General features: G+C 62.0%; 13 protein-coding genes and 1 pseudogene. 6 read left to right on the top strand and 8 right to left on the bottom strand.

Features of this window, described 5'->3' with window-relative positions; genetic code table 11:
• Positions 1-65 precede the first annotated feature (65 nt).
• Positions 66-6,122 (bottom strand): pullulanase-type alpha-1,6-glucosidase, encoded by a 6,057-nt coding sequence (gene pulA / locus AB0O97_RS17585; RefSeq protein ID WP_363884394.1) that lies wholly within the window; start codon positions 6,120-6,122, stop codon positions 66-68.
• A gap of 682 nt (positions 6,123-6,804) precedes the next feature.
• Entirely contained in the window at positions 6,805-7,290 is a 486-nt protein-coding gene (soxR, locus tag AB0O97_RS17580) for a redox-sensitive transcriptional activator SoxR (protein ID WP_363884393.1), read from the bottom strand.
• Between the two features lie 87 nt (positions 7,291-7,377).
• Here soxR and AB0O97_RS17575 point away from each other — a divergent pair, with 87 nt between their 5' ends.
• From AB0O97_RS17575 to AB0O97_RS17560, 4 genes are all read left to right on the top strand, one after another.
• Positions 7,378-7,608, top strand: a complete 231-nt coding sequence (locus AB0O97_RS17575; RefSeq protein WP_363836387.1) for a hypothetical protein — start codon at positions 7,378-7,380, stop codon at positions 7,606-7,608.
• Between the two features lie 36 nt (positions 7,609-7,644).
• A complete protein-coding gene (locus AB0O97_RS17570; RefSeq protein WP_363836388.1) occupies positions 7,645-8,343 on the top strand; it encodes a hypothetical protein in 699 nt (232 codons plus the stop codon).
• Positions 8,344-8,527: 184 nt separating this feature from the next.
• Complete coding sequence (locus AB0O97_RS17565; RefSeq protein ID WP_363884424.1) at positions 8,528-12,412, top strand: Pls/PosA family non-ribosomal peptide synthetase; 3,885 nt, start codon at positions 8,528-8,530, stop codon at positions 12,410-12,412.
• Positions 12,405-13,820, top strand: a complete 1,416-nt coding sequence (locus AB0O97_RS17560) for a M1 family metallopeptidase (RefSeq protein ID WP_363884391.1) — start codon at positions 12,405-12,407, stop codon at positions 13,818-13,820. The genes AB0O97_RS17565 and AB0O97_RS17560 overlap by 8 nt, the downstream gene beginning before the upstream one ends.
• Here AB0O97_RS17560 and AB0O97_RS17555 read toward each other — a convergent pair.
• Positions 13,817-14,524: a 4'-phosphopantetheinyl transferase superfamily protein gene (locus tag AB0O97_RS17555; RefSeq protein ID WP_363836392.1), complete on the bottom strand. Its 708-nt coding sequence runs from the start codon at positions 14,522-14,524 to the stop codon at positions 13,817-13,819. The genes AB0O97_RS17560 and AB0O97_RS17555 overlap by 4 nt on opposite strands.
• A 55-nt stretch (positions 14,525-14,579) precedes the next feature.
• On the opposite strand from AB0O97_RS17555, the gene ppk2 reads away from it, so the two are divergent.
• Positions 14,580-15,464: a polyphosphate kinase 2 gene (gene ppk2 / locus AB0O97_RS17550; protein WP_363884389.1), complete on the top strand. Its 885-nt coding sequence runs from the start codon at positions 14,580-14,582 to the stop codon at positions 15,462-15,464.
• Positions 15,465-15,590: 126 nt separating this feature from the next.
• Positions 15,591-16,055, top strand: a complete 465-nt coding sequence (locus AB0O97_RS17545; RefSeq protein WP_363884387.1) for a hypothetical protein — start codon at positions 15,591-15,593, stop codon at positions 16,053-16,055.
• Between the two features lie 75 nt (positions 16,056-16,130).
• Here AB0O97_RS17545 and AB0O97_RS17540 read toward each other — a convergent pair whose 3' ends face one another.
• From AB0O97_RS17540 to AB0O97_RS17520, 5 genes and pseudogenes are all read right to left on the bottom strand, one after another.
• Complete coding sequence (locus AB0O97_RS17540; RefSeq protein WP_363884385.1) at positions 16,131-17,138, bottom strand: DUF1648 domain-containing protein; 1,008 nt, start codon at positions 17,136-17,138, stop codon at positions 16,131-16,133.
• Positions 17,135-17,491, bottom strand: coding sequence for a GntR family transcriptional regulator (locus AB0O97_RS17535; RefSeq protein WP_363836398.1), 357 nt, complete (start codon positions 17,489-17,491; stop codon positions 17,135-17,137). Before AB0O97_RS17535 ends, AB0O97_RS17540 begins: the two co-directional genes overlap by 4 nt.
• Positions 17,492-17,621: 130 nt before the next feature.
• Complete coding sequence (locus AB0O97_RS17530; RefSeq protein WP_363884384.1) at positions 17,622-18,590, bottom strand: alpha/beta fold hydrolase; 969 nt, start codon at positions 18,588-18,590, stop codon at positions 17,622-17,624.
• 9 nt (positions 18,591-18,599) lie between these two features.
• Positions 18,600-19,163, bottom strand: a complete 564-nt coding sequence (locus AB0O97_RS17525; RefSeq protein WP_363836401.1) for a CGNR zinc finger domain-containing protein — start codon at positions 19,161-19,163, stop codon at positions 18,600-18,602.
• A 324-nt stretch (positions 19,164-19,487) separates the two neighbouring features.
• A pseudogene (locus tag AB0O97_RS17520) lies at positions 19,488-19,586 on the bottom strand (site-2 protease family protein); the annotation flags it as partial.

Genomic DNA, 19,586 nt, shown 5'->3' with positions numbered 1-19,586 from the left:
CGGAATGGTTTCCGTGCCCGCCCGAAGGCTTTTGTTGCTGCCGTTGCAGCGCTATTTTTCTGCGGTTAGTGGCCCGCCTTCCGTCTACGAGCCACAGTGAACACCGTCATCCCGGCCAGCAGCATCAGGACGGCGATTCCAGCCAGCATCGTGTTTCTGGCACCGGTGCTGGCGAGATCGTCTTTGGCCGCCGCGGTTGAGCTGCCAGTCGCTACAGGGCTGGCGGGCGTCACCGACGGAGGGACTGTCGTGGGAGTGCCCGTTGGCGGTGTTCCTGTTGGCGGTGTGCCTGTTGGGGGCGTGTCAGTCGCCGGGGCACTCGGGTCGGTGCCAGGGTCGGGGTTCCCGGGTTCGGATGGCTCCACGTCCGCCGGGTTCACAAGAACGGCGACGGTGCGTGCGGGGACGCTCACGGTTCCGCTCGTGGCATCCCAACCCGTCTGCTTGACGACGGGGTCGAGCCCGTTCAACTGCACCGACGAGAGTGCGTAGTCCCGGCCCGCGAGGTTGCCAACTGTCTGGCTGACGGTTTCAGTGCTGGCATTGAATACTACGAGTGCGCCATCAAGTGCGGGATCCGCGTCCGCACCGACAAGGTCGTCAATGCTCATCACGATGACTCCGGGTGTTGCCTGTGTTCCGCTGCCCGGGAACGACACCTTTTGCGAGATGAGTTCGGCCGAGCCCAATCGCAGCAGCTCGATCGAGGAACGCAGCCGCAACAAATCGAGCGCGCCTGCTTCCGCAGCCGAGATGTCGGCAGGTTGGGGCTTGTTGGCAGAATTCTCCAACAAGGGCTTCATCGCTGCCCAATGATCTCCGTTGTCTGCCTTCGGCGGCAAGCCCGAGCCAAAGGTTGACTCCTTGCCTGTCCAGTCGATGCGGTTGAACCAGTCACCGGAGTTGTAGCTGTTGCGGTCCAATGACTTGGAACGCAACAGCTCCGTTCCGGCATGCCAGAACGACGGCGTCTGGGACAATGTTGCGGTCGCGAGCGACAGGGTATTCATACGCACACGGTCGGCCATCGTCGTATCGGCGGGCAGCTTGAGCATGCCGATGTCGAAGAGGGTCTCGTTGTCGTGGGCGTCAACGTAGCTGATGATTTCATCGGGCTGGCTGGCGTAGCCGGCCGGCGAACCCCGGTAATCGAGTTCGGACCCCTTCGCCACGGTGCCGTCGGATGTGGTCAGACTGTACTCGGCGAGATTTCCGGCCAGGCCAAGCTTGACCAGGTCGCTCTGGTGCTTGAGTTCGGCAAGTGCCTGTTCCTGTGTTCCGTTGATCTCGGAACCGTTGGGATCCGTGGCAAGGCCGGTTCCGAATCCTTGTTGGAACTTGGTCTCACCTGCCACCGGGCTGCCACCATGAACGGCATCGCGCAGCCGGTCACTGAACGTGCCAATCGATGTTCCAGCCAATTGGCCCTGGCTGGCCTGCTCGAAGAGTGCATTGTCGGCTACCTCTCCGAAGTTCCAGCCTTCGCCGTACAGCAGGACGGATTTGCCATCGACCCCGTCTTTCTCGAGGGTCAGCTCGTCGAGGGCCGCACGCACTGCCAGCATGTTCGCCTTGGAGTGGTGCCCCATGAGGTCGAAGCGGAAACCGTCGACCTTGTATTCACGGGCCCAGAGAACCACCGAATCGACCATGAGCTTTTCGGCGGCCTTGTGCTCAGTTGCCACGTTCTCGCAACAGGTGGAGGTTTCAACCTTGCCCTCGGCGTTGAGCCGCTGGTAGTAGCCGGGAACCAGCTTGTCCAGCACCGAGGTGCCGGCCTGTCCGGATGCCGCAGTGTGGTTGTACACCTGGTCAAGCACAACCTGCAGGCCGGTTGCGTGCAGGGCACCGACCATTTCACGGAATTCGGCGACGCGGGCCCCGCCCTCCGGGTCAACGGCGTAGGAACCTTCAGGAGCCTGGAAATGGAACGGGTCGTAGCCCCAGTTGTAGCCGTCTTGATCGGCGACGGCACCGGTGCAGGCCTGCTGTTCTTCGGATCCGGCACCGAACGAGGCGAGGTCGCAGTCCGGAGTCTTCTGGGCTGCGCGGTTCTCCTCAATCGTGGCAAGGTCAAAGGTGGGCAGGAGGTGCACAGTGTTGATGCCTGCTGCTGCAAGTTCCCGGAGCTGGGCAGTTCCGGCGCTGTCGCGGGTGAAGGCGCGGTAGGTGCCGCGCTCCTCTTCCGGCACGGTGGTGTCGCCAATCGAGAAGTCACGCACGTGTAGCTCGTAGATGGACCGGTCAACTTGCTTTTCGATGACCGGCGCGGCCGTCGTGGCCCACTGTTCGGGCGCCCAGGCAGGCGAATCGAGGTCGACGGCGATCGAACGGGACGAGTTCGTCGTCAGGGCGATCGAGTATGGGTCCGTTACCTGGTTTGTTTCGATCTTGCCCGTCGAATGGGCGTAGACGTTGACCTCCCAAAGATAAGGGGCGTTCTCCGCGATCCCTGTGGGTGCGGCCGTCCATGTCCCGGCGGCGGCATCCCAAGTTGCGGCTGTGCGTACCGGCTCTCCCGAGCCGTCCGTGGGCCATGTCAGCAGTGTTGCCTGCTGGGCGGTGGGCGCCCACAAGGTAAAGCTGGGGCTATCTGCATTCCACTTGATTCCAAGTGTGCGCCCGGCTAGGGACCCGGCGTACAGACTGTCCAGGACTCCTGGGAGCTGCACGCCGGTGTAGGCGCTCAGTGCACCGTCAGTTGTCTGGGCGATTTGCAGCTGTCCCTTCAGGAGTCCTGCCGTTTTCACCCGATCCAAGGCTGCAGGGCGCAGCACGATGTAACCGGTCTTCAGTGCCGGAAATGTTGCCAGCTGCTCAGCCGTGAATCCTGCGGAATCGTGTTTGAGGTCAACGGCGTCGCCACCGGAGACGGCTCCATCTGCAACTTTCAGTGCGGCAGATGCCGAGTGGAACAGCTGCCAGGACGCATCCGTAGGATTGGCCGAGCCGAGCAGTGCTGCCGGCCAGGCGAGGGTGTTTTCATCGACCCACTTGGCCTGCAGCGTGCCGAGACCAGCGAGCGGCGGATCGGCAACGTCGATCTCGAGGATGTGCGTTGCTAGGGTGTAGCGGAAGTTGATTTGCTTGCCGGTGCTGGCAGAGAACGCAAGGTTCTCGCCGCCGGGAGTGCCGCCAACGCCGTAGTTTTCGTCCCAGCCAAGGCCGTGCGTGGTTTTGACGGAGTAGTTGCCAGCTGCGAGCCTGTCGGTCGAGAACTCGTACACGCCGTCGCCGTCGCTGTCGTGCATGGAGGTTGCAAAGCAGGCCGGCTTCCAGTCTTCGCTGCAGCCGAGCTGCGCCTGAAAATCACCGGCAAGCGTGACGATTGGTGCCTGCGAACTGTTTTGGGCGACCTTCGTGACGGGATTCCAATAGAAGGTGACCGGTCCGCCGTCGTGCGTGTAGCTCAGGTTTTTCGCCTCACCGCTGGAGTCGCCGCCGGCGCCGTAGGCGAGATCCCAGCTGCCGTTGATGGCGACCTTGTACTCGTAGGTCCCTGCCGGCAGCTCGAAGGCGCCGGTGTATATGCCGTCCTCGTTCTTGGTGAGCTTTGCCGTTTCACAGGCCGGCTGCCAATCGGCGGCACAGCCCATGGCAACGTTGTGACTGCCGGGCACTGAGACCATATTGATCTCGGGCTCAGGGGCCTCGACCTCCTCTGTGGTCACGGCGAATCCTGCGGAGCCATACGTTGAGGCGGCGCTGTGGTTGCCTGCGGCATCCGTCGTCACCGCGCGGTACTCAACCAGCGTGCCGGCCGGAAGTGATTCGCTGTCGTGGAACACCCGCGGCGAAGTGCTTTCCGCGGTGCCGAGCGGCTGCCATTCCGCTCCACCCACAACGCGGTAAGCAAAGCTCGTCTCGGCCCAGGAGTCCGGCTCGATGCTTGCGCTCACTGCGGTGCTTCCGGTGAGTGCAGCACCCGCGGCCGGGAGCGTCAGTGTGATCTCGGTGGCGGCTGCGGGTGCCGTGACGCCCTTCTCGGCGCGGTACACAACAGCACTCATGGCGGGCACGGTGATGGTGGTGGCACCTGCGGCATCGCTGGAGACGGCCGACGTCGTTCCGTAGAGCGGGGCGAAGTCGGCGCCCTGGGTCAGCGTGGCCAGCTCAACGGACTTTTCCTCGGTGGCGTTGTTCAAGGCAACGAGGTATTCGACCTTTTCTTCACGATCAACGCGGGAGAACGCATAAATGCCTGCGCCGTCCTCTGCATAACGCTGGATCTGTGCGCCCTGTGCCAAGGCGGGGTGGTCGGCACGCAGCTTGGCCAATGCCGCAATGTGTTTGTAGAGGGGCGCCTCCGTGTCGAAGCGGTCGGCGGTGCCAATGGTTGCGCCTGTGACGAGCTTCTGCTCTGCATATTCGGCCACCTGCGTGCCGAAGAGGCTCTGGCGCGAGTTCTTGTCTTTTCCGTCGCCCTCGCCGGCGAAGCCCTGCTCGTCGCCGTAGTAGATGACCGGTTGGCCGCGGGTGAGGTAGAGCAGCTCGTGGGCGAGTTCGTCACGTTCCAGGGGGTTGGCGGTGTTGTTCGCGAAGTAGCCGATCCGGCCCATGTCGTGGTTGCCGAGGAAGGTCGGCAGCGCACTCGGTGAGCTCGTCGTCGTCGTGAAATAGTCGTCCCCGGCAAACAGCGTTTGCAGTCCGCGCGCGGAGTTGCCGGTGGCATAGCCCACCGCTCCGTCCTGGAAGGCAAAGTCGAGAACCGAGTTCATGTCAGTCTTGCGCACGTACGGGGACAGGATCTTCTGGTCGGCGCTGTAAACCTCGCCAAACATGAAGAAGTCCTCCTTGCCCTGTTCGTGGGCGTAGTCGAGCACGCCGGTAGTCCACTTCTGCCAGAATTCAAGGTTGACGTGCTTGACGGTGTCGATGCGGAAACCGTCGATGCCGAAATCAACCCAGTCCTGGAACACCTCGACAAAACCGTCGACCACCTTCGGGTGTTCGGTCATGAGGTCGTCGAGACCGCTGAAATCGCCGTACGTTTCGGACTCACCCGACCAGATGGAGTCGCCTCGGTTGTGGTACAGCGTCGTGTCGTTCAGCCACGCCGGAACCTTGAGGTTTTTGTCCGCGTCCTGGACTTTCGGCGTGTACGGGAAGCTGGTGGCCGCGTCGAGATCGGGGAAGGTGTCAGTGCCGGCGAAGTCTGCGGGGTCGAAGGGCACTCCGGCCGCGTCCTTGTAGGGCGCATCTTTCTTTTCCTGGTAGGTGTACTGGTTTTGTTCGTTGGCGATGACATCGGCCGTGTGGTTGGTGATGATGTCGAAGTAGACCTTGATGCCCTTGGCGTGCGCCTCGTCGATGAGTGCGGAGAGTTCGTCGTTCGTGCCAAGGTGTGGGTCGATTTGGGTAAAGTCAGTCACCCAGTAGCCGTGGTAGCCGGCCGAGGCGTCCGCCCCTTCGCCCTGCACGGGCTGGTTCTTGAAGCTCGGCGTCAGCCAGATGGCGGTGGTGCCCAGACCTTCGATGTAGTCGAGCCTGTTGCGCAGGCCGGCGATGTCGCCGCCGTTGTAGAAGCCCTTGTCGCTCGGATCGTAACCACTTTCCAGGCGGCCGCCAGCGATGCCTGCCTCGTCGTTTGAGGTGTCGCCATTATCGAAACGGTCTGTCATCACAAAGTAGAAATTTTCGTCGGAACCGGCTTGGCGGACGGGAGCCTCGATAAGCGCATCGTCCGCGTCACTGTAGTCTCCGCGCAGCTCAAGCGGCTGCACACCAATTCGTTTGGTGGTGTCATCAAAAGTGACCCGGATCCGACTCTCCCCCGCAAGCGCCAGCGGAATGTTCTCCCCGCCGTGCCCGTAGGCCTCATCCCATGACTTGTTCACGGCGACCTTGTAGTTGAAGGAACCTCCCGGCAGCGTGAAGTCCGCTGCATAAACGCCGGCGGTGCCGGTCTCTGTCAGTAAAGTCTCCGGGCAATCCACTGCCCAGTCAGCAGCGCAACCAAGTTCGTCCTGCAAGTCACCCACCAAGGTGAACACGCGGCCGTCCGCCGCATCGGCTCCAGTGGCTGTGGCAATGGTAAATGCAGGCGCCAGCAAGGCTGCCGCCGCCAAAGCGCCCGAGATCGCCAGGGCAAGCGATCGTCGGGCGCGCAAATATTCTGTCATCTTTGACTCCAATGGTGATGTGGCGCACAGGGCGCAAGGCAATGCCTGTGACGCTAGCAGCGCTGGAACCGCAATTGCAAGCGTTTCCATTAAATCACCTGAAATTGCCTAACCAATCGGACAATTATGTTAATTCATGACTGGAAGCGTTTACAAAATAGTGGCATTGAGATAGGAATACTTCGATGGTTCCCTTGCGACGCTGCGCACCCGGGGATGTTGGCCCGGCTCGGCGGGGCTCCCCACTGGCCAGGGTCACCAGTATCACTGCTGGTACGCCTGACCTCGGGGACCCTCACCACAGACAAGGTCGTCCTGGGGCTGTAAAACGCTTGGTCCGCGACGGCTTCCTGCTCAATCCGCAGGTACGCGCGGGGTGCAGCGCCTCAACCCGGCGCACCTCTTCAACACATTCAACAAAGGTGAGTTCAACAGGATAGGCGCGCAAAAACAAAGGCGCGTGGAATGGTCACCTGGCACCTGAACCCAGGGTGACCACTTTTCCCGGCCGCTCCACTGATCGCTCCATTGATTTCGGTTAGTGGGGACCCAGCTCTGAGGTGATTGGCCGCAACGACGACTCCGGCGAATGTCTGCACAACGCTTGGCCGAGCAACGAAAACCTTGCACGGGACATCCTCCCGTGCAGACTCACCACTTCAATATCGGCCGGGGTCGGCGTTCAGCCGCCCGAAGCCTCTCCGTCGTTGTCTTTCAAGCTCTTTCGAATCCAGCGCGAACCCGGGCCTTCGGATGCGGCCTCGTCCTGCGGATTGAAGAGGTGGCATTTCTTGAGGGAGAGGCAGCCGCAGCCGATGCAGTCATCGAGGGATCCTTGAAGTTTTTCCAGCTGGCGGATTCGTCGTGCGACCAGTTGCGCCCAATGGGTGCTGAGCTGATGCCAATCATCCTGGGTCGGGGCCTTGTCGGCAGGGAGTTCGGCCAGTGCCTCTGCAAGCTCGGCCAGGGTGAGGCCCACTCGTTGTCCGGCGGCAATGACTGCCAAGCGACGCAAGGTGTAGCGGCGAAAGAGGCGCTTGTTGCCGGCGGTTCGTTCGGAGGTGATGAGGTTGCGGGATTCGTAATACCTCACGGTGGGTACCGACAGCCCTGACCTGCTGGCAATTTCACCGATGGGCAGCAGGCTCTTGGATGCGGTGGCTGTCATGTGCCCATGCTTGCATACGGCCAGCTTGACCTCAAGCTAGCTTTAGCTAGTTCCATGGTGCATACGCCGTCGAACCCAAGGAACACCATGACCGCTGCACTCTTCTACACCGAACAACGTGAAGCCCCCGATAGTGGGGATCCAGGCCAAACTGCAGCGCACCTTCCAAACCCCGCCCGAGAACGTCGCCAACGACTGCGACTCCTGAGGAAACAGCTCCGCAAGGAAAGGGACCCGAGCCGCACAGCGGGCATCCCCCGTCCACACGAATCACCCCAGTACCTGTTGGCCGGAAGTTTTGGCTCCAGAATCATCTGAGCGACAAAGACATCGAACCCACTTCCAAGAGAAAGCATGTCAAGAATGAAAATCATCGACGTAGCCATCACCGTCCGCGACCTCACCAAAGCGGTACAATTCTACCGCGACATCCTGCTGCTGCCGGTCAAAGCGACTCCGGCCAGCGCGGAGGTCACCATTGGCTCAAGCCGACTGACACTTACCACCGGGGATGGATTTGACGGCGCCCATCACCTCGCCTTCGGAATCCTGCCGTCAGAGTTTGACATGGCCCACGAATGGCTGGCCTGTCGCGTCCCCCTCCTCCAGGCCGACGGTTCGGAGATCATCCTCGGTTCGGATGAGTGGAAGTCCCGATCCCTGTATTTTTTGGGCCCGGAAGACATCATCTTGGAGTTCATCGCCCGCGACGCTGATGCGTCCACGATCTCCAGCAAGGGCAAAAACCCACGCATGTTATCCATTAGTGAAGTTGGAATTGGCGTGGAAAACGTGCTGGACACCGTGGCGACGCTGTCCGAAGAGATGGCCATCCCCAACTTTTACGATCTCTCCAGCACCTTCGCCTCAATGGGAAGCCACGATGGTCTCCTGATCGTTGTGCAGCAGGACCGGTTCTGGTTCCCCAACAAAGTATCCAAGCCGGCCCGCGGGCCCCTCACCGTTCAGACCGAATCAAGTGATCAGATCGAATCACCGGCGAGGAAATCTCGGGTGAATCTCAGCTCCAGCATCTCGATCGTCAGCGCATAGACGTTGACGCGGGGTCCTGGCAGGAGCGACATGGCGTAACTTTTCGCCTTCTATTCAACTGTTGTTCATCTTGATGGTGCACGGTAAGGCAGTGAACCCTGCCTCATTGAATATCCCCGCAACTCCCGCCATTGAAGCCTCCGTTGAACCTTCCGTACAACCGGCAGCCGAATTCGCCGCCCAAATGCCCGGCAGTGAGTTGGCTCCAGATCCCCGGACGCTGTGGAACATAGTGCAGGAGTCGGCGCGGCTCCACCCCGATGCCACAGCCTTGGACGACGGCGTCAAAGCCCTCAGTTACGACGAGCTCGTGAAGGCGGTGCACCTGCGGGCCGCCGAATTGACCCGGGCAGGTCTGGGCAGCGGCGACCGAATTGGCGTGCGCATCCCCTCGGGCACCTCCACGCTCTACCTGGCCATTTTGGCCATCATCTCGATCGGGGCCGCCTACGTGCCCGTCGATGCCGACGATCCGGAGGAACGCGCCGCCCTGGTCTTTGGCGAAGCCCAGGTAGCTGCAGTTCTGGGCGATCCGTTGACCGGCAAGGAACTGCAGCTCTTCGGCGAACGCCCTGCACCGTTCCCACATCCTCGCGAACCACTTCCCACGGACGACGCCTGGATCATCTTCACCTCCGGTTCCACCGGCACTCCGAAGGGCGTGGCCGTCAGCAACCGCTCCGCGGCCGCCTTCGTCGATGCCGAGGCCAGCATCTTCCTACAGTCCGAGCCTATTGGCCCCGATGACCGGGTCCTTGCCGGCCTATCCGTGGCCTTCGATGCCTCCTGTGAAGAGATGTGGCTGGCCTGGCGCTACGGCGCCGCCTTGGTTCCTGCGCCGCGATCGTTGGTCCGTTCCGGCATGGACCTGGGACCGTGGTTGATCTCCCATGGCATCACCGTCGTCTCCACCGTGCCCACGCTGGCCGCCCTTTGGCCTGCGGAAGCCTTGGAGTCCGTCCGCCTGCTCATTTTTGGCGGCGAAGCCTGCCCGCCGGAACTCGCCACCCGCCTGGCTGTCAAGGGCCGCGAGGTCTGGAACACGTACGGCCCCACCGAGGCGACTGTTGTTGCCTGCGCCGCCCCCTTGGGCGGAGAAGGCCCGGTCCGCATTGGTTTGCCGCTCAACGGCTGGGACCTGGCCGTGGTGAATGCCGCCGGCGAGCCCGTCGCCGAGGGCGAAGTGGGCGAATTGATCATTGCCGGAGTAGGGCTGGCACGTTATCTCGACCCTGCCAAGGATGCCGAGAAATATGCGCCCATGCCCGCCTTTGGCTGGGACCGTGCCTACCGTAGCGGCGACTTGGTGCGGTTGGAAAGCGAGGGCCTGATCTTCATGGGCCGCGCCGACGACCAGGTCAAGCTGGGCGGACGGCGCATTGAGCTGGGCGAGATCGATGCAGCTCTGCAGGCGTTGCCCGGCATTTCTGGCGCAGCAGCCGCGGTACAGGACACGGCAGGCGGCAGCCAGCTGCTGGTGGGTTATCTGGTCCCGGCAGCAGCAACGATCGCACCCGATGCCGCCGCGCTGCGTGCCGTCCTTGCCGAGTCACTCCCGGCAGCCCTGATTCCGCTGCTCACCTTCACCGATTCCCTGCCCACAAAAATCAGTGGAAAAGTGGACCGCAAGGCCCTGCCCTGGCCGCTGGAACAAGCCACGGACGACGGCGAATCCCTCACCGATACGCTCGGTCCGGAGGCCCAGTGGGTGCTGGATCAATGGCAGGCTGTGTTGGGCGGAGCCCCTGCCTCCCTCGATACCGACTTCTTTGCCAGCGGCGGCGGCAGCCTCGCCGCCGCCCAGCTGGTCTCGGCGCTGCGGCAGCGCTACCCGCGCATTACCGTGGCCGACGTGTATTCACACCCACGGATCGGCGCCCTGCTGGAATTAGCACTGGGCTCCGTGCCGAGCGGGGGCCCGATCGAACTCGTGAACCGCACCGTGGGCCGTACCCAGCGAAAATCCCAGGTGTTCCAAACACTCATGGGTGTTCCCCTGCATGTTTTGGTGGGTATGCGCTGGCTCACCTACCTGATGGCATTAAACAACTTCGCGGCCTGGCAGGGCCTGCTGCCTGGGGCTCCCACGGCTTCCTGGTGGTGGGTGGCGGCCTCCTGGGTGGTCTTTGTTTCACCCTGGGGGCGCATGGGGATCTCGGTGGCGGCCGCCCGCATCCTGCTCCGTGGAGTAGGGCCGGGCAGCTACCCCAGAGCCGGCAAGGTGCACCTGCGGCTGTGGCTGGCCGAACAAATTGCCGACATGACTGGCGCCGTTACGCTGGCCAGTGCCCCGTGGGTGCCGTATTACGCCCGTGCCCTCGGCGTTAAGATGGGCCGGAACGTGGACCTGCATTCAGTGCCGCCGGTCACCGGGTTGCTGCGCCTGGCGGAGGGCTGCTCGGTTGAACCCGAAGTGGATCTGTCCGGCTGGTGGATCGACGGTGACTGGGTCCACATTGGTGAGATCTCCATCGGAGCTGGCGCCGTGGTTGGCGCCCGCAGCACGCTCATGCCGGGTGCCCGCATCGGCGCAGGCGCGCACGTTGCACCGGGATCCGCCGTCCGCGGCAAGGTCAAGCCCGGCGTCACGGTCTCCGGCTCCCCGGCCGAGCGGACAGGTAAGGCCAAGTACTCGTGGCCCGAGCTGCCCACACCAGCCACCTGGCGGCGCGAACTGCCGTTTGCCGGCGCTTCAGCATTCCTGTCCTTAATTCCGTTTGCTGCAGCTGCCGTCGCCGTTTGGATTGTGCTGGTGGCCGTCAACGGACAGCAGTCACTTTCATCGGCGGTCCCCACGCTGCTCTGGTCGGTGCCGCTGGCCGCCATTGCCTGGTTCCTGAGCCTGCTGGTGCTGATTCTGCTCACCGTGCGACTGCTTGGTCTGGGCTTGCGTGAAGGTCATTACCCCGTCCGCAGCAGGATCGGCTGGCAGGTCTGGGCCACCGAGCGTGTCTTGGATATGGCTCGGGATCTCCTGTTCCCGATTTATTCGAGCCTGTTCACACCCGTATGGCTCCGGCTATTGGGTGCCAAAGTGGGTAAGAACGTTGAGGCCTCGACAGTCCTTCTGCTGCCGAAGATGACCACCATTGGTGCTGGTGCATTCCTGGCCGATGACACCATGATTGCCTCCTACGAGTTGGGTGGCGGCTACATTCACATTGCCCCAGCCAAGGTGGGCAAGCGTTCCTTCCTGGGCAACTCGGGCATGGCGGCAGCCGGGCGCACCTTGCCCCGCAACTCGCTGGTGGCCGTGCTTTCGGCAGCCCCGTCCAAGGCCAAGGCCGGAACCTCATGGCTGGGCAGCCCTCCGGTTCGCCTGCGCCGCACCAATGTGGAGACCGATAAGTCCCTGACCTTCAATCCCCCACTGCGGCTCAAAATTGCCCGCGCTCTGTGGGAATGCTGCCGGATTGTGCCCATGATTCTTTCCGTGGCCATCGCAGCGGCAGTGCTTGTGGCCCTCGATGCGCTCGCTCAGGCCAGCAGCTACTGGGTGCCCGCCGCAGTCAGTGGCATTGTGCTCATGGTGGCTGGCGCCGTCGCAGCCGGCAGTTCGGTGACCGCAAAATGGCTCATGGTGGGCCGCATCAAGGCCGGTGAGCACCCGCTATGGAGCTCCTTCATCTGGCGCAATGAAGTAGTGGACACCTTCATTGAAATGGTCAGCGCGCCGTGGTTTGGTCGCGCTGCCGTAGGCACCCCCGCCATGGTGTGGTGGTTGCGTGCACTCGGCGCCAAAATTGGGCACGGCACCTGGTGTGAAAGCTACTGGTTGCCCGAGGCTGATCTGGTCACTCTCGGCGAAAGCTCCACGATCAACCGCGGCTGTGTCATCCAAACCCACCTCTTCCATGACCGGGTCATGGCCATCGATACCGTTACGCTAGAAGCGGGAGCCACCATGGGTCCGCACGGTGTGATCCTGCCAGCAGCAAGTATCGGCACCAGCGGCACCGTGGGCCCGGCTTCCCTTGTCATGCGCGGTGAATCCGTTCCTGCCAGCAGCTACTGGATGGGCAACCCCATCAGCCCCTGGAAGGGACCGGAGTTCTCGGACCGTGCCTAAGCCTTCAATCGATGTGGACACCCAGCACAGCATGAGATTTCTCCACCGCACCCGCACCCTTGATATTGCAGATGCGAATACCGCTGCAGCTCCGGACCCGTACATCCCTCTGCACGGCAGCACCCACTACGCGGTGGAACACTACGATCTGCAGCTTCAAGTCCGGCTGGCGGGGAACCAGTTGCAGGGCCGGGCCACCCTCACGGCCCACGCCTTGGTACCGCTGACCCAGGTGGAGCTTGACCTGACCGGCTTAGGCATGGACAAGGCTTCCGTGAACGGTACCCGGATACTCAAGTATTCCCAGCCGCAGGGCAAACTGGTGCTGCAGTTACCTGTTCCCCTCGACGCCGGTGCCAAGTTCACCATGGACATCCGCTACAGCGGTTTTCCCGCCCCTGACGACGGTGAGTGGGGCGAGGTGGGGTGGGAAGAATTGGACGACGGCGTATTGGTCGCCGGCCAGCCCACCGGCGCACCGACGTGGTTCCCATGCAACGACCGGCCCGATGACAAGGCCAGTTACCGCTTTAGCGTCACCACCGATGCCGATTACACGGCCGTGTGCAATGGGTCGCTCGTTTCTCACACCCGAAAATCCAGCCGCGAAACCTGGGTTTATGAACAAACGGCCCCCATGGCCACCTATCTGGCCACCGTGCAGATCGGCGCGTACCAGCTGCTGGCACTGCCGGCGACTCCTAGCCAAACACAGCTGCCCATCACGGTAGCCGTGCCCAAAAAGCTCCAATCCAAGGCGGCCACCGCACTATCCCGTCAGCGGGAAATGGTGGATGTTTTCATCCAAGCCTTCGGCCCTTATCCCTTTGACGCCTACACCGTAGTGGTCACTGAGGATGCGCTTGAGATCCCGCTCGAGGCACAGTCGTTGTCCATTCTGGGCAGCAATCACATGAATAGGACCTGGGAAGCACAGAGACTCATTGCCCATGAGCTCTCACACCAGTGGTTCGGCAACTCGCTGACCTTGGCATCGTGGCGCGACATTTGGCTCCACGAAGGCTTCGCCTGCTACGCGGAATGGCTCTGGTCTGAAGAGAGCGGATCGATGACAGTGGCCGAACGTGCAACACAGGCTCACGCCAAGCTCACTACCGATCCGGTCGCTTTGACAGTCGGTGACCCGGGTCCTGAAATGATGTTTGATGACGCGGTGTACAAGCGCGGGGCCCTCGCCTTGGCGGCCATCCGGCTGAGGGCCGGGGATGCCAACTTCTTCGCCCTACTGCAGCGCTGGGTAGCCGAGAACCGCCACAGTTCCGTGTCCACGGCCGCATTTGTGGCCCTAGCCGATGAGGTCTGCGCCAATGTTTCGGGATTCTCGGCAGCGGACATTCTCACCCCGTGGCTTTTCACAAAGCCACTGCCGCCGATGCCCGGGCACTAAAGACTGCTGCGCACTGCCACGGCAGCAGCGAACCCTTCCGGCAAGCCGACATCCTCGGGCACCAGCTCCCACACCTCGGTGTTCACCCCGCCTTCCCCGAGCTCAGGTTCCGGGAAGGCGGGGATGTGGGCCGGCTCAGTGCGCAATCCCAGACCGGAACATTTGGCCAAGGCTTCCTTGCGCGCCCAGACACTGGCCCGCCACGCCTCCCGCGCTGCAGGGGCGACCCGGGCCAACGTGGACTTTTCCGCAGGACTGAGCGCTACGTCGTCGAACCCGGCAAAGCCCACCTGGGCAATGTGCTGGACATCAACTCCTAGAGACACGCCTGCGGCAGGCAACGTGGCCACCAACGCCCAGCCATGGCTGCGCGACAAACTGATCGACAGCGCCGCTGCTGCTTTACCGCGCAGCAAGTAGCCAGGCCGGCCATGGCTGGGCACAGGATTCGGTCCACATTCGGGGCAGGCATAAGCGATCATGAGGTCGTGCGGAGCGACGGCCAACACCTCGGCGGCCATGAGCCGCTGCACCACACGCCCGGCCAGAAAGTCACGGCGCGTGGTCGGTTGCACGATGGCTTCGGCGCGAGCCAGTTCAGCCTCATCCAGCAACCCGAACAAGCCCGAATCCACGGCTGCCAGCTCGAAGCCTCGCACCCTAATCTGGCTACGCATGAGACCGGCGCCACTGTGTGCGTTCACCCTAATTCCATCCTCTGTTCACCTTGGGTATTTCCTGTCACTTTAGGCTCGAGTCATGACTGAACCTGCTCCGAACTTCACTGGTTTTACCGTTATAGACAACGACGACGACGATCCCGTCTTGTTAGCCCCTGACGGATCTCCCGTGGATACGTGGCGCGACGGTTACCCCTATGACTCCCGGATGGAACGGGACGTCTACGATGCCCAAAAACGGTTGCTACAAATTGAACTATTGAAGTTGCAGCAATGGATCAAGGCTACCGGGCGCAGGGTGGTGATTCTGTTCGAAGGACGCGATGCCGCCGGCAAGGGTGGGACCATTAAGCGCTTCACCGAACATTTGAACCCTCGCGGAACCCGTGTGGTGGCACTGGAGAAGCCCAGTGCGCGCGAGTCAACCCAGTGGTACTTCCAGCGGTATGTGGCCCATCTGCCCAGTGCCGGGGAGATGGTGTTGTTTGATCGCTCTTGGTACAACCGCACGGGCGTGGAGCGCGTCATGGGCTTTTGCACCAAGGAACAATATGACGAGTTCATCCGCCAAGCACCGCAGTTTGAACGCATGCTGGTCAATGACGGCATGACGGTCATTAAATTCTGGTTCTCGGTCACGCAGGCCGAGCAACGCACGCGTTTCATCATCCGTCAGGTAGACCCCGTGCGGCAGTGGAAGCTCTCCCCCATGGACCTGGCCTCGCTGGATAAATGGGACGGCTACACTGCGGCCAAGGAGCGCATGTTCAAACGGACGGATACGCGGCATGCCCCGTGGACCGTAGTGAAATCCAATGACAAGAAGCGGGCACGGCTCGAGGCCATGCGTCATGTGCTGAACTTGTTTGACTACACCGGCAAGGACCATGAACTGGTGGGTGTGCCGGACCCGCTCATTGTGGGCCCGGCCTCAGATGTTGTGGGCGAGGGCGAGGAGTTCTAGCCTCCGACCCTCCGTCTCTCACGCCGGCACGGCTCGAGGCCGACTCCGTCCACGGGTTATGCTGTGCAGGCAACCGACACTTGAAAAAGTGCCTACGGCGATGCACATCGAAACCTGGGGGTTCACATGGAATTGGATTGGGTCGACAAGTCACAGAAGTCCGGACGCCAAGCGATCCCGATTGTCTTGGCTGTGTTCGTTGGTCTCTGCGGCATCTATTTGCCTCTCACAGATGCTACGTATGTGCCCGCCTATATCGCAGCCGCTAGTTTCGCCGTAGCTAGTCCCTTGGCCCTCATCGTGGCAGCACCCAAAGGTTTGCTGAAGCGAAACCGGGCCTTCCGTTGGCTATCCATTGCCAGCGTGTTCTTCGCAGCATGCGCCGTTGTGACCAGTGGACTGTTGATGTCCCTCGGGAGCCCCCAAGGAGCAGCTGGTGACATTGGCGGCTTTGGGATGTGGTTGCTGTCGACCATTGCCCTAGTGACTGTCACGAGTTGTGCCGTCAAGGTGTGGCGGGTGGAGTGTGCAGCACCCCCAACAACGTTGCGTGGCCTTCAGCGCCAGGCCCGGCGGGAAAACCGCGGCTAGCCCTTCTTAGCGCGGAGTTCTCGGGCCGGCGGCGAACTATCTCCGCTCCCGGCCGGCCCGTCACCCAAGCTGTGTCTAAACAGTCTGGGCGGCTCCGGCGTGGTGAGTGCCGCCGTCGTCCATCCGGTCACGCAAGGCGAGCAGGAGGCTAGCGGCCGTCTCAGGATCGCCAACGGTGACGGCAAACTGCTTGTCGGCCGTGGTGGTGATGATGAGGCCAGGGCCAGCGCCCATAACGACGGCGGAGCGGCCGGCCATGACCCGGTAGCCCCAGCCACCCCATTCGGAGGGGCGGATCTCGGTGACCTCGACGGCGGCAATGTCCTCGAGGCGGATGCGCTTGAGCGGGATGCGGCCCAGGGTGGAGACGATGCGCAGGCTGCGCCAGTCGACGGTCACCTGCATGTGCGCGATGAGTGCCACGACGACTGTGCTGGCGAGCATGGTGCCGCCGCCCATCCAGACGGCGGACAGATCGCCTTCGGTGAAGGCGGGGATGAACATGATTGCGGTGACGGCGAGCAGCGCAACCGGCAACCACAGCAGCACTTTTGAGGTGATGGTTCTTGACCAGGCGCCAGATTCGTTGGCGCCAAGCTGGAGTCGCGTTTCGTGCATTGTGGTAGTGAATTTCGGTTTCGGGGCGATGAAGTAAGGCAAGGCTCCGAAGAGGAATGAGACGATGAGTGCCGCGAGCCACCAACCGAGCACTGCCTTCTCGGCGCTGCCGGCTTGCAGTGTGAGGCCGGCTGAGATGAGCCATGTGCCGGCACCCATTCCGGAGACCATGCCGGCGAATCCCAGGATGCCCCGCAATAGGGCCGGGCGCAGGCTGGAAATGACTGCCGCGATGAGGCCGATCACTGCCGGGATTCCTGTCAAGAGCAAACCAAGAGTGAGGGCCGCCCCCGTGGACATGAAGCCATCGGGTTCGCCGGTGCCCGACCAATGCGAGGCCAGTTCCGCCGGCAGCCTGTCGTGCCATGCTAGCCACGTTGCACCCACGGCGCCCAGCGGTATCAGTCCCACCAATCCAGCGGCGATGCGCCGGGTGGCGCTGGTCCTTTGCTGTACTTCGGTCATGCTTTTGCAACTCCCCCAATAATGCGCACAAGGTCCTGCTGGGTCATCCCCAGTTTCCGTGCTTCAGCCAATAATTGTTGTGCCATTTCCGTGAGACGAAGCAATCCGGGACCGGCGTCCAGGGACACAAACGCGCCGCGCCCTTGGCGCATCTCAATGATGCCTTCGTCGCGCAACTGCTTGTAGGCGCGCAGCACTGTGTGCATATTGATGTGCAAGGCAGTGGCCAGGTCACGGGCCGGTGGCAGGCGCTCACCCGGCACTAGGCTTCCATCGACCACGCCGGTACGCACCTGAACAGCTATCTGATCGGCCAGCGAGAGTGTCGAGGCCGCGTCAACACGAAATAACATGTTTGCAATACTAGTAGAACAATGCGAACGCTTCAAACTGGCTGGGGGTTGTCTGCGGCGGTGTCTTGGCCATTTTTCTCACGAGGCCAATTTCACGAGCCCTGTCAGCAACGTGAGCCGCCACTGGACGTCACCTTTGCGATGCCGCTTCTTCGAGTCCGGCCTTGATCTCTTCGACGGCGGCGATGAGTGCAGCGACAGATTGCGGGCCACCGTGGCCCTCCTCCTCCACAATTGTTAGCTTGCTGGTGCTCCACTGTTGGTGAAGTTTCCACGGCGTGATGGCGGGTCCGCTGACGTCGCGTCGGCCATGAATGAGATGACCCGGAATCCCGTTGAGCTGATGGATTCGAGGAATGATCTCCTTTTCGCCAGTAGGAAATGCATCGCTCGACCAATAGTGCGTGACCAGGAGCGCGAAGGTCATGCGCAAACGTTCGTCGTTGAACATGGGCCCCGGCTGCCAGTAGGAGCTAAATGAAATGTGCCACGCCTCCCAGCGATCCCAATCCATCGCGGCCACCCGAGCGTCCTCCCGGTCCTTGCCGGCTAGCCTGCGCGCGTAAGCTTCCACCACGCGCTCCCCCGGCAGCGCTCCTGAAGCCGCGGCGAACTCATGCCAGGCCTCCGGGAAAATCCGGCCCACACCTTCGGTAATCCAATCAACCTCATCACGGTTCGTAGTGGTGACGGCCATGAGAGCAATGCCCAGGACGCGGTCAGGATGTTCCAGCGCATAGGCCAAGGCTAGGGTACTTCCCCAAGAAATACCTGTCACAATCCACTGTTCGATGTCCAGATGCGCACGCACCGCTTCGATGTCTTGGATCAGCGTCGCCGTAGTGTTGTCCACCAAATGAAGCAGATCGTCCTGAACGGTGGGCGTGCTTTTTCCGCAACCACGCTGGTCGACGCCGATGGTACGGAACTTTGCCGCATCGTGGCGCCTGCGGTACCCGCCCTTGCCTAGGGATCCACCGGGCCCGCCGTGCAGATAGAGGACGGGCACACCCTCGGGGTTTCCGCTGGATTCCCAGTAGATCTTGGCGTTGTCGCGGGGCAGCCAGCCGTACTCGCTGGGCAGGTTCTCTTCAGCCATCTCCCCACACTATGCTCCAGGAGCCCAACGTGCTGCGGAAGACCCGGAGCGGGCCCGGTGCCGACGCACTGCAGCGCGGTTATTGCAGCGCACTGAACAATATTGCTGACGCCCGTTTCGAGTTACATCAACAACCACAGCGGTACACGGGTCCCCCGGCGCCTGCCCGGCCGCGCAGCGCGACAGGCGATTCATGCCCCGGGTACTCAGATGCAGGGCCGTCCCCACACTGATGACCGCATGCAAAACATGAGGCAAGGTCTGACTCTCATCCCGGTAATGCAGGTGCCAGCCTTCACCATCGTGGTCGGTCAGGCGGGGATAGGCGCTCGCGGCGGCCATGTGAGCGTTGAGTAATGCTGCCCGTGCCGAATCATCAGGGGCATCAACCACGTTCAGCCAGTCATCAATCACCTTGCGGACCAATGCATGGTCATCATGCCTTTGCGTGAAACTCATGGTCATGCCGAAATCACGTGTCCGCTCGAAAATGCCAGTACGATCCGCGGGGAAGTCATTGGCGAGCGATCCAGCGAGCAGAACCGCATACTCGCCGTAAGGGTTGAGATGCATAAGACCATTACAACTTAGTGGAATGCATGACCCTATCTACTGCACTCAATGACCCCACGTCCACCACCAACTCGTCCCAGCACCACCACGTGTGGGAGCTTGAATCGAGCCACTCGACCTCTCAGGGACAGGTGAACTATATGAAATGCGCTGCCGGCTGCGGAACCCGCCAGATCGAGCTTGTTGCCCTTCATCCGCAGCAGTCTTTACTCGTACATACCACCACAAGCAAACGCTGAAGCACCCGCACGTGCTGCGAACGCCATCCGGATTGAAAAATGCGCCCGTCCCCCATAAATGCGCCCGTTCTACGGGGCGCATTTATGGGCCAAAGCCGATCATGTACCGAGTGACCCGGACCTTGAACAGCTTGGCAGGCAACAAGTGCCCCACCTCGTGCAGCGCGATGGAAAGGGCAATGCC

This window comes from Specibacter sp. NPDC078692 (assembly GCF_040686835.1).
Taxonomy (GTDB): Bacteria; Actinomycetota; Actinomycetes; order Actinomycetales; family Micrococcaceae; genus Specibacter.
Note: the sequence above shows the minus strand (reverse complement) of the source record. Positions and strands in the feature narration are given on the sequence as shown.